The organism is Leeuwenhoekiella sp. ZYFB001 (assembly GCF_011784865.1).
Lineage (GTDB): Bacteria > Bacteroidota > Bacteroidia > Flavobacteriales > Flavobacteriaceae > Leeuwenhoekiella > Leeuwenhoekiella palythoae.
Genome location: NZ_CP050460.1, coordinates 3,913,672 through 3,926,055, shown reverse-complemented (window position 1 = coordinate 3,926,055; position 12,384 = coordinate 3,913,672). Strand labels below are relative to the sequence as shown.

Here is a 12,384-nt window from a genome sequence, read left to right as displayed (position 1 = left end):
TCTTCTAAAATTTAGAAGATGTACCAAAATGCACCAAGTACTGCATCTAGAGGTAACCTACTACTGCACTAACCAGCGCACTAAGTAGTGAATCGTTATATAAAACATGTATAAACATTATAAAACATATATAAACATGCCATGGCAATTTAAATATAACTTTTTTATTTTCAGTCTGCTAATAATTTCAAACAAATGTCTCTCTTCAAAAATAACAGTGTTTTAAAGCCTCAGGATTGACGATCTAAGTCGCCTGAACAACTTGCTTATGAAAAGAAAAAAAGTTTCTCAAAACAGCCTTAAAATTCCGTTTTGAAAAATAAGTTTAGATACAATAAAATTTGTGTCAGTTTGGTTTGGTTTATATTTCAACCCAGATTATAACATCTATAATTCTGTAATATGTAATTAACCCCGGATATATATCCAGGGTTAAACAAGAAACATACTTCAAGAAACACTTAGTAAATCAGAGTCTGAATACTATGGGCAGGTATATCTAAAGTAACTTCAGATTTATTTTTATATAATGTATACTTGATCAGATCATTTGTTTTATTCATTACAACTGTAGCCATCGTTCCATTGTCATTTACAAAAGAGGTGCTTAACAAAACATTTCTACTTACAGCTGAACCTACACGCTTGGCTTTAGGCCTAATAAATTTCGAGAAATGCCCCAAATAATAGTACGAAGGGGTATAGATTAAATCTCCTGTTGTTGTATCTGCATGAATTGGTGCAAAGCAAAAATTACCCACGTGATTGGGACCTCCGTTTTGGTCTAATAGAATATTCCAATCTGTCCAAGCAACTGTCCCGTTGTTTAAATCGTTTATTATTTGCTCTCCATAACGTTCTCCATTAGGCCAATACTGATATTTTTCTGAATCAAACTTTTCAATGCAGCCTTCAGTAAACATTAGATTTTTATCTGGAAATGCTTCTTTAACCCGATTTACGTTCTCAAACAAAGGTGCTGCTCCCGTCCAGGTTTCATACCAATGAAAACCTGTTCCCCAAGCATATTTTGCGGCCTCCTTATCCTCAAAAATCACATTAGAACGATTTACCATTAAGTCCCTATTATGATCCCAAACCACAATATTTTTATTTCCCAATCCTTCCTTTTCTAAAGTAGGGCCCAGATAATCCTTTAAAAAATCTCTTTCCTCCTCTGCAGTGTAAATACACGACTCCCAAGTTTGAGTTGCCATCGGTTCATTTTGAATAGTTAGCCCCCATATAGGCATTCCTTCTGCCTCATATGCTTTTATAAATTTAGCATAGTAATTCGCCCAATTTTGACGAAACTCAGGCTTTAATTTTCCACCCCGTAACATCGACCCATTTGTTTTCATAAATGCTGGTGGACTCCACGGGCTAACATATAGGGTTAATGTTCCCCCAGCGGTTTTGGTAGCCCGCTTTATCATAGGAATACGGTATTCTTTATCATGGGCTATAGAAAAAGACTTTAGTTCGGCATCACCTTCTGTCACATAAGTATAACTCTCGGGGCTAAAGTCTGAGCTATGAATTGTAGTACGCAACAAGGTGTAGCCGATACCTTTTTCTTTATCATAATACGCATCTAACAATTCTTGTTGTTTAATCGAACTCAATCCATTAAACACTATTGCGCTAGCATCAGTAATAGCACCGCCAATACCCAAAATAGTTTGATAAGTTTTAGAAGTGTTTACAAAAACAGAAATTTCTGTCTCTAAAGGTTGAGAGGCATCCTCAAAATTAAGGGTTTGTGTTTCCGAAAGCCTTAAGTTTGAGTTTTCTGAAGTCGTATAAACTTTTATTTCTCCTTCTGCAAAATCTGAGCTCTGAGCACTTACTGATACGCAAATACCTAAGAACATCGTGATCAAAAAATAACTATAATTTTTCATAAATATTAAATTAAAACACCAGTGTGCCAATATCTCCTGCAGCAAGTTTAAGATGTATGTTAGCTTGATCGCTTTTAATTAGAATCTCCTTCTCTTTCTCAGAAGTATTCTGCAAAATTGTTACTATCTGACCATCTGGCGTTTTGTACGATACATTGGGTATTTCTTCAACTAAAGTTGAAGCTATTCTAACAGAACCTGGAGGAACAAACTTAGAGGCTTGCCCTATGATATAGTACGCGGGCTCTCTGGTTACTTTATCCCCATTGATAGTAACTGCTCCCAAACAACGATCACAGCCACCCCGATCTGTGTGGGGATTCTGATTTTGATCTGCGGCTAAATTCCATTCCAAGACAGTTTTACTCCAATTGCGTGGTGCTCCAATGATGAGATTTTCTATATGCCAAGTAAGCTCTTTTGAGAAATCTCCTGGCGCTCCAACCCATTGCTCTGTAAAGTACAGGTGCTTATCGGGATGCGCTTGGTGAACCTCGCTTAAAGCTTCTATTTCACCTCCATAAAGATGAAAAGCAGAACCGTCTATAAACTTTGCCGCTTCTGGGTCATTTAAAATATTAATAGGGTAATCAGGACGGTCTGCATTATGATCATAAATGATGATTTTAGTATCTATACCTTCATTCTTAAAAGCCGGACCTAAATGATTTTTTATCAAATCTGCTTGCTGTGGGGCTTTCATCAATAAACTCGGATTATTACCAGGATGTAAAGGTTCATTCTGAATAGTAATCGCGTCTATTTCAATTCCTTTCGCCATCATAGCTTGAATATATTTGATAAGATAGTTGGCGTACACTTGATAATATTCAGGCAATAAACTTCCGCCTCTAGTATCTTGATTATCCTTCATCCAAACCGGTGGTGACCAAGGTGACCCTAAAAATTTTATTTGAGGATTAATGGATAAAATTTCCTTCAATACAGGTAGCAAGTGCACTGTATCTTGAGCTAGTGAAAACTTTTCAAGATCCACATCAGTTTTACCTTTTGGAAGATCATTGTAAGAGAAAGGAGCAGAATCAAGGTCAGATGCTCCAATGCTTAATCGCAGATAACTAACTCCCAGACCTTCCTTAGAAAAAAGTTCATTTAATAATCCGCTTCGCGCTGATTTACTCATCTTATGAATTAGCATGGCGCTGCCTCCTGTTAGAGTGTAACCGAAACCATCCATAATTTGATATTGCACACTATCTGTAACCTTAATGACCTTATCAATCAGAGAAGTATCAATACTATGCGCGTTAATCTCTTGTTTCTCTAAAAGTGACTTTTTATCAAGAGAAGTCAAATACAGGATTGCTTCGTCTGAATTATTTGTTTCTTTTGTACAACTGAGTATTATAAAAAAACACGTCAATAGGTAGGGGAATAGATTAAGTCTCATTTAGGAAATTACTTAGTTTTACTGATTTTGATAGTCTTTAGATTAAAACCTCCACTATCTATTAAAATCTTGATTTTATTTTGTCCACGTTTAAGAGGTATTGACACTGGTCTTGTCCAATCCCAATTGTTTAAAGTATTTGCTATAGAAATTTGCTTTGTAATTTCTGTATTAACCAAAGCTGATAATTTACCCTTCTCATTTGATGAGTTAACATTAAATACAATTGTATACAAGTCTGGTTCCTTAACTTCTATAGTATATTGCATCCATTCTCCTTTTTCTAGATCGCCTACATATTCTAAACCGGCAGAGTCTAAAAAGATATCCACTCCATCATTACGGTACGTTCTACCCAAATTCCAACTTTGTCGATTACCGCCTGTAGAAATATGATAATTTGCAGAAACATTATCTTGATAAGCTACTCCTTCTGCTCCCAAATCGTAATCAACAGCTTCAATTAGCAATTCATTTTCTAACTCATTTGAGGCCATCGGGATTGCCTGTTGACTATTAGGTTGCCTTAGCATAGCATCCAAAACATCATAATGCACGATACAGTTCTCAATTTTTAAATTCTCTGTTAATTGCATCAAAGCTGCGTAAGCTTCTTCTTCTGAAGGTTTTTTGGCCTTTTTTGACCAATAATTCAACAAGTGTTGATAGCCCTCATTAATTTTAATTTCTAAGGGGTTATTATGTCCAAGTTTTTTTAAGGGCCACCAACACCAACCGATTCTATTTTGCTCCATTAATGTTATAGCATCTTTAAACCAAACATTAGAATTCTCTCCGGATTCCCCTAGCCATATAGGCACATTATATTGTTTACGATAGTCTAAAAACTGCTGAATAGAAGAGGTGTCGTTATAATTCCAATATTTATGAAAACTAAGAACCATGTTATCATCCCATGGTGGTAACATTCCACGATAATTATTACCCCATCCGTTGCCCTCAATAATTACTATATGATTAGTATCAATTTTGCGAACTGCTTGAGTAAGCCTAACCAATAATTCTCGTAATGGCTTATTATGAGTATCCTCTATACCATTTTGGTTTTTATTAGGTTCAAAGGTCCAATTGGGTTCATTAAGCAAATCATACGCGCCAATCCACACTTCATCTTTATATCGCTCAGCTAATTTCTCCCACACTGCTACGAGTTTATCCTGATTTGCTTTACTCTCCCATAGTGATGGCTTATCTGGATCTCTATCTGAAATATTCACATCATGACCTTGCCCTCCTGGTGCTGCGTGCATATCTAAAATCAAATACATTTTATTTGCCTTACACCAAGAAAGTAATGAATCTGTTAATTTGAATCCTTCTTCAAGCCAAGTGTTTTCCCCCAATTCAATTTCATCCTCAACCGGAAGTGTAAACAAATTGTAATGCAAGGGTAAACGTATGGAATTAAACCCCCATTTTTTTAAAGAATCTACATCACGCTTTTGTATATGGTTTTCACGCCAGGCGTCATAAAACTCTTCTGTTTTCTCTTTTCCTATTAGCTTTTGTACATGTTCTTTAAATATATACTGTTGCCCAGAAAAAGGAACTTTGAGCATATATCCTTCTTGTAGCATGTAGCCTCCCAAACCAATTCCCCGAAGAATTACAGGATCTCCTTTAGCATTAACAATTTGGGTTTGTTCTGCTTTCAAAAAGCCTTGACTAGTCCCTTCAACTTGAACTAGAAGTAATATTATTAAACAAACTTTTAAAATTTTAATACTCATACTTACTCCCAGATATATGTTCCTACTGCCCCAGCGTCTAAGGAAGTCGTGATCCACTTACCATTTTCCTTTATATTAAAAGGTAAATTAGTATCCCCATCATTTTCAACAATGAGAACTTTTTTGCCATCTGGAGTGCTAAAAGCTACATTCTGTAACGCTCCCTGAATAGAACTTGCTATACGAGTTGAACCCGCAGGCACAAACTTTGAGGCTTGAGCTACTATATAGTATCCCACATTTCTAGTAATTGAAGATCCATTAATAGTCAAGGCTCCTTTGCAAATAATACAGCCTCCCTCTGTATGGGGACCAAAAGTAGCATCGTTCGCAAGATTCCACTCCAGCGCATTTTTGCTCCAGTTTCTCATAGAGCCAATGATCACATTTTTTAAATGCCATTTCAAAGTGCCTGCAAATTCATCTGTGGATGAATTGTATTGCTCGGTGAAGTAAACATTTTTTTCAGGAAATGCATTATGTACAGTAGATAAAGCAGCGATATCCCCAGCATAGAGGTGAAAGGCAGAACCATCTACGTAAGCATTGGCTTCTGCGTCATTAAGAATTGAAATGGGATACTGAGGATTATCGCAATTGTGGTCATAGATGACAATTTTAGTGTCTATTCCTGCTTCTCTTAAAGCAGGACCTAAGTTATTTTTAATGAATTCAGTTTGCTCGCTGGCAGACATTTCCATACTTGGATTATTACCTCCGTGAAGAGGTTCATTTTGTGGAGTAAGCGCATCTATAGTAATTCCCTCAGCTTTCATAGCGTTTAAATATTTTACCCAATAAGCTGCATATACTTGATAGTATTCTTCTTTTAGTCTACCTCCAACAAAGCTATTATTATCTTTCATCCAAGTAGGAGCGGTCCAAGGAGAAGACATAATTTTAATATTTGGATTTATTTCTAAAACTTCTTTTAGCAAGTCTATAACTCCGCGGTCCTTTTCTAAGCTGAATTCTGACAAATCCAGATCTGTCTCACCCGACGGTAAATCATTATAAGTAAATGGTTCTGCATTTAAATCAGATGCTCCAACACTTATTCTCAAATAACTAATCCCTATATCACTTGCATCTTGACCAAATAGCTCTTGCAGTAAATTTTGTCTGTCAGCTGCAGATAATGAATTGATAACCTCAGCACTACCGCCGGTTAATGAAAAACCAAAACCATCAATGGTTTGATATGTTGTAGTTGCATCTACGCTAATAGTAGCATTACCATTAGGATTGCTGTTAAAACTAAGGATATCGTCTTGCTTCTTTAGCGTAACGCTTCGATCCCCTTTGGTTAACCAAAAATCCATATCGTTAGTTTCACTAGCTGGAGGACTAGGAGTTTCGGGCTGCTCTGGCTCTTCAGTGATTTCCTCTTCTGTTGAAGAAGAAGAGCACCCGAAGCCTATTACAGATAAAAGCATAAAAAAGCTCCATCGTATAAGATATATGCGTGTATTTTTCATATTCAATTTTTAGGTATAAAAAAATACACCACCGGCATAAGCCAGCAGTGTATATCTAAGGCTAATTCACACTACCTCTAAACTCTACGTTGGTGATTGAGATACCTGTAGACCCCATGTTTTCTCCACCACTTTTAATGACTAGATAAACAGTACCATCTTCGGAAAAATTCACCGTGTTACCTGATCCTACACAACCAACATTAGAAAGCTTTCCTTCAAAGGGGCCATTTGCACAACCATCCCAAGTACTAAGGCCCATTCTACGGCCCTCAGCAGAATAATCTTGATTTTGTACAGGGGGCGTTGATGAAACATATACTTCAAACCACGTGTTTGTGGCACCACTCCCAAATACTTTCATATCAACGGTATAGTCCTTATTTGCTTCAACTTCAATAGCCTGATAAATACCCTGCTGATTATAACCAGATCCAACAACGTTTGCACTTCCTTCGTTGAAGGTCCAGTAAGTTCCCGAATCGCTAATCTGCAATATGGTCCACTCATCGTGATCAGCTTGTGTTTGAAAGCTACCGCCCTTAATTAAATTACCTGCTACTGGATCTGAAGTGGCCACTATTACATCTTGTGATGTCTCATTTATAATTCCTCCACGGCCGTATGCTTGATGTGTTATTGAATAAGTACCAGCATCTGGCAAAAAGAGCTCTTCTGTAGCAGCTCCTTCATAAAACCCATCGCCGGTATTCCATAGAAATTTTAAAACATTCTCACGATTTGCGCTAAGCACAAAACGATTGGGTTCTCCGCTTACAGATTCAATGGTAAAAGAGGCGTCTACATTAGAATCACTCAAACCGTTACCATCAGTTACTTCTTCTGGTTGACAGGCCGAAAAGAATACCAACGCACCTAATAAAAAGTACAAAGGTGATTTTATAGTATTTAATCTCATAACTTTAAGATTTTCAATTAGTAATTAGGGTTTTGAACAATAAGTGTGTTTTCTAATTCATTTAATGGAATAGGTAGGATTTCATTTTTACCCGCTGTAAATCCACGATCTGACAATGCTGATGCGGCTCTTCCGGTGCGCACTAAGTCAAACCATCTATGCCCTTCTCCTGCTAATTCACGTCTGCGTTCTAACATGATATTATCCATACTCACTGGTACCGGTGCCAGACCAACACGTGCTCGAACGGCATCAAGCAATGCTTGCGCTCTTGCTCCACTTGCACCAAGAGCTTCAGCTTCTAAAAGATAGGTATCAGCTAATCGAATGATGTAGACATTCTGTCTATAGTTCAATTCAACATTTCCACCACCAGTAGACTTATCTGCATTGAGAGGCATAAACTTTTTCAGAAAATATCCTGTATCCTTATTACCTGGAGTGTATGTTGCTTCCCCTGCTGCTTCTAATGCTTTTAGATCAGCAATGGTTGCGTCAAATCTAGGGTCGCCATCTAAGACATCATATAGGCCTTGAGTTACCGTATTAAAACTCCAACCACCCGCATAGTCAGGTGCATTAGAACCTGCTGTGCGTGAATATCCTCTAGGACCAACCATTTGGTTGACTGTATTACCTTCATTTTGACCTCCGCCCCATACATTGTAGTCTACATTTGCAAGACTTGTGGCTGCCAGTTCAAGTATTGATTCTGAATTAAACGTATTGTTCAGGTTAAAGAGATCTTCAAAGTTTGCTACCAGCTGATAACCATATTTACTGGTTCCTCCGGGAGTACCATTAACTTCTGATAATTCTTGTGCTGCCAATTGATTTTTGCCTTGATAGAGATATACTTTTCCCAAAAGAGCCTGTACACTACCTTGAGTTAAACGGCCTGCCTCATTTTCTAAATCAGTAATACGTGCAGGTAAATCTTGAAATGCTTCGCTAAGGTCTGTTTCTATTTGCGCATAAACAGCCTCAGGAGCCGCCTGTTCTACATTATAAATTTCACTAGTCAGGATAGGCTCAGTGAACAAGGGCACATTTCTAAAAAGTCTTACAAGCTCAAAATAATAATAACCGCGTAAGGCTTTTGCTTCAGCTGTAAATCTTGCTCGAAGTGCATCATCCATAGGCACTTCTGGCAATTTTTGAAGCAAAATATTTGCTCTAAAAATCCCTTGAAAATAATCATTCCAGAAGCTTCCCGGAATCGTTGCAGGATCAATAGTATAATTTGAAAAAGATTGAATACCAACACCATCTGATGGTCCACCCCCACCTGCAAAATGATCGTCAGAACCTGCGTTCATCATTGTAATCATATTCTCAAAACTCTTAGACTGCTTACCCATAATATCATAGACAGCTACTAAGCCTGAATAAGCTTCATCTTCATTTGAATAATAATTATCTACTAAGGGCTGCCCTAAAGGATCTAGCTCGATATAATCTTTAGAACATGAAAGCACTGATGCGGTAATTAAAATTCCAACAGCAGGGTATAAAATTGTTTTTAGTTTCATAACTCTAGTTTTAAAATTGAATATTAAGGCCTACTAAACCAGTTCGTGCCTGTGGGTAAAATCCTCGGTCTATTCCAAAAATTCCACCACCAATTTCCGGGTCGAAGCCTGTGTATTTTGTAAATGTGAATAGATTCTCTCCCGTTAGATATACCCTAAGTCTTGTAAGACCTACATTATCAATAACATTTCTAGGCAGAGAATATCCCAGTTGAATTGTTTTGATGCGCAGGTAATCTCCATTCTCTAAATAAAAATCTGAGGGATTTGTGAAGTTATTGTTGTTATCATCATTGCTTAAGCGTGGAAAAGAATTTGATGTTCCTTCACCAGTCCATCGGTTTAAAGCTTCTGTTTGATAATTTGCATTACTAATATCAAGTCGTCTTAAGCCTTGAAAAATTTTATTACCTGCCGCTCCTTGAGAGAACACTAAAAGGTCAAAGTTTTTATAGTCAAGGTTTAGTGTTAAACCAAATGTATATTTTGGAATTGAACTTCCTAAAAATTTACGATCGTCTGCATTAATAGAGCCACTGTCATCAATATCCTCATATCTAAAATCTCCAGGTACTGCATTAGGTTGAATAACCACACCTTCTGAGTTTACATAAGAATCAATTTCTTCTTGATTTTGAAATATTCCTCGGGTTTGGAAACCGAAGAATGAATTATAAGGCTGCCCCACTGCGGTGCGCGTGATAGGATAAGTACTCGACTGAAAACCTGCTCCACCCGATAAGAAGTCAATACCATTACCTAAATAAACAACTTCATTTTGAAGGTATGAGAGGTTACCACGAAGCGATACATTTAGATCTCCAAAACTATCAGAATATCCCATTTCAATATCAAATCCCTTATTAACCATATCAGCTACGTTAGCAGCAGGACTCCCTGTTGCACCTACATAGCCAGGAAGACGTACATCCTGTAAAATTCCAACCGTTTTCTTGTTATAGAAGTCAACCGTCATGGTAAGAGTGTTAAAGAAACGAGCATCAAAACCAATATTACTTTGTCTAGTCTCTTCCCATTTTAAGTCAGGATTAGCTGGCGCATTTGGGCTATTCCCAATAACAACTGCTGATACATTTCCGAAGGTGTAATTACGACCCGCACCTATGGTAGAAAGGTATCTAAAGTCACCAATAGCATCACTACCTACAACACCATAACCTCCTCGCAGTTTGAATTGATTAACAAAATCATTCTCTTTCCAGAAATCCTCATTAACAGGATTCCAACCTAGAGAGAATGACGGGAAATAACCATATTTATTATTAGCCCCAAAACGAGATGAGCCATCACGACGTATGATCCCGGTAAAAATGTACTTCTCCTTGTAGTTATAGCTTAAACGAGAGAATAAAGAGGTAACTCTATGTTCTGTGCCTATATAGGCGCTTGCAATTATTTGATCATCTGGCACCTGTATAAACGCAGCATCTTCTCTACTATTTACTGGGATGTCATTATAGGTTACATTCTCCCCTTTTGTATCATTTTCAGAATAGGAGCCTTGACCTAACAAAATAGTAAAATCGTGATCACCCAACTGCTTTGTATAAGAAAGCGTGTTCTCAATATTCCATCCAAAACCTCTGTTTGAACCTCTAGATATATTATTCTGAGCGGTTATAGTTGAAGTATTCAAAAACGATACTGGCGTAAAGCTTTCATATCCATAGTATGCGAGTTTACCTCCTAGTGTACTTCTTAAATTGAGTCCTTCAATAGGCTCAAGGTTTACATAAATATTACCTACAAAATTATCAGCCCAATCATAATTTCCTAATCTTGTTTGTGTATAGGCTAATGGGTTAGTCATTTCTTGAATTACAAGATTTGAAATTCCGTATGGGTTTCCATTAGGGTCTCTAATGATCCCGTCATTGGTATATAGTCCTGAGTTAGCCACAGCAGGATCTGTAATAACCACAGGTGTTATTGGGTCAAGATTGATTGCAGAACTTAAGGGACCTCCAAATTCGCTGTTAGTATTACCAATCCCCGTACTTTTCTCATTAGAATATCCAACCGTTTCTCCTACAGTAATAAAATCATTGATATGATGAGTTGAATTTAATCTTATATTTTGTCTACGGTATCTTGAGATATCCTTAGCTACAATACCTTCTTGATCAAAATAGCCAAAAGACATGTAGAACGTGGACACATCATTTCCTCCACTTAAACTAAATTCATGATTTTCTTTTTTTGCACTATTGTTAAATATAACCTCTTGCCAGTCAGTCCCCTCACCAAGACTTTCAGGGTTAGGAAAAGGTAAAGCAAAATCTTGTGGCGCTCCAGAATAATCATTTGCATATTTTTCATTGAAAAGAGTTGCGTATTCAGTGGCATTAAGCAGGTCAAGCTTGCGAGCAGGACCAGACAATCCAGTAAAACCATTATAACTTACCGATAGTTTACCTAGTTTTCCTTTTTTAGTGGTTACCAAAACCACACCTGCTGCAGCTCTTGCTCCATAAATCGCTTGTGATGCTGCATCTTTAAGCACTTCTATAGACTCTATATCAGACTGATTTAGATAACCAATACCACCTGCATCCACGATAACCCCATCTACAACCCAAAGTGGCTCGTTGTTACCAAAACTTGTAATCCCACGCACGCGAATAGTTGATGATGATCCAGGCTGACCGGAGTTAGCGGCAATAGTAATCCCCGAAGTTCTACCTTGAAGTGATTGTTCAATACGGTTATTAGGTAGATTTTCAATCTCGCTTGCTTTTACACTTGAGATTGCGCCGGTAACCACACTCTTTTTTTGAGTTCCATAACCCACGACCACTACCTCATCTAGAGCTGCTGCATCCTCAGCCAAGGTTATTTTCAAATCTGTTTGTTGTCCTACTGATATTTCACGAGTCACAAAGCCTACATAAGAAATAACTAGAATATCATCAGGGCTAGCCTCGACACTAAAATTACCGTCAAAATCAGTTTGTGTACCTTGAGTACTTCCCTTTACCAAAATATTGGCACCAGGTAAAGGCATAGCATTTGCATCAAGAATAGTCCCAGTAATTGTATTTACTTGAGCACTCAAACCCGACACTGCTAACAAAAACATTACTAAAAAGTAGTTTTTAATTCTCATTCGATTAAATTTTTAAAAGTTGATTCTTGCAATCAAAAAGATTAACATTGTCATATTCTCAATAATATTGACAACGAAAACGTTTTCTTATTAAGATTGTATGGATCAAAATTAGGATGTAATAAACGTATGATTTAAAAAAGCACTACACTTGCGATACGTCACAATGTTAAACAACTACACCACAACTACTTCATTTTTTATTAACCACTGTATTTCAATACATTAAAAATGTAAAAAAGTATTAATTTTTTGAAAACAC

At 37.2% G+C, this 12,384-nt stretch carries 7 protein-coding genes; all 7 read right to left on the bottom strand.

Going from position 1 to position 12,384, the window contains the following annotated elements; translation table 11 throughout:
- Positions 1–461 precede the first annotated feature (461 nt).
- Complete coding sequence (locus tag HCN54_RS16850) at positions 462–1,904, bottom strand: glycoside hydrolase family 30 protein (protein WP_167598714.1); 1,443 nt, start codon at positions 1,902–1,904, stop codon at positions 462–464.
- A gap of 10 nt (positions 1,905–1,914) precedes the next feature.
- Positions 1,915–3,315 (bottom strand): glycoside hydrolase family 30 protein, encoded by a 1,401-nt coding sequence (locus HCN54_RS16845; protein ID WP_167598713.1) that lies wholly within the window; start codon positions 3,313–3,315, stop codon positions 1,915–1,917.
- Positions 3,316–3,323: 8 nt separating this feature from the next.
- Positions 3,324–5,066: a cellulase family glycosylhydrolase gene (locus tag HCN54_RS16840; protein WP_167598712.1), complete on the bottom strand. Its 1,743-nt coding sequence runs from the start codon at positions 5,064–5,066 to the stop codon at positions 3,324–3,326.
- A 2-nt stretch (positions 5,067–5,068) separates the two neighbouring features.
- A complete protein-coding gene (locus tag HCN54_RS16835; protein WP_240924912.1) occupies positions 5,069–6,544 on the bottom strand; it encodes a glycoside hydrolase family 30 protein in 1,476 nt (491 codons plus the stop codon).
- Between the two features lie 61 nt (positions 6,545–6,605).
- Positions 6,606–7,463, bottom strand: a complete 858-nt coding sequence (locus HCN54_RS16830; RefSeq protein WP_167598711.1) for a hypothetical protein — start codon at positions 7,461–7,463, stop codon at positions 6,606–6,608.
- A 17-nt stretch (positions 7,464–7,480) separates the two neighbouring features.
- Complete coding sequence (locus HCN54_RS16825) at positions 7,481–8,995, bottom strand: RagB/SusD family nutrient uptake outer membrane protein (protein WP_072981519.1); 1,515 nt, start codon at positions 8,993–8,995, stop codon at positions 7,481–7,483.
- A 10-nt stretch (positions 8,996–9,005) separates the two neighbouring features.
- A complete protein-coding gene (locus tag HCN54_RS16820; RefSeq protein ID WP_167598710.1) occupies positions 9,006–12,122 on the bottom strand; it encodes a SusC/RagA family TonB-linked outer membrane protein in 3,117 nt (1,038 codons plus the stop codon).
- Between the last annotated feature and the right edge of the window lie 262 nt (positions 12,123–12,384).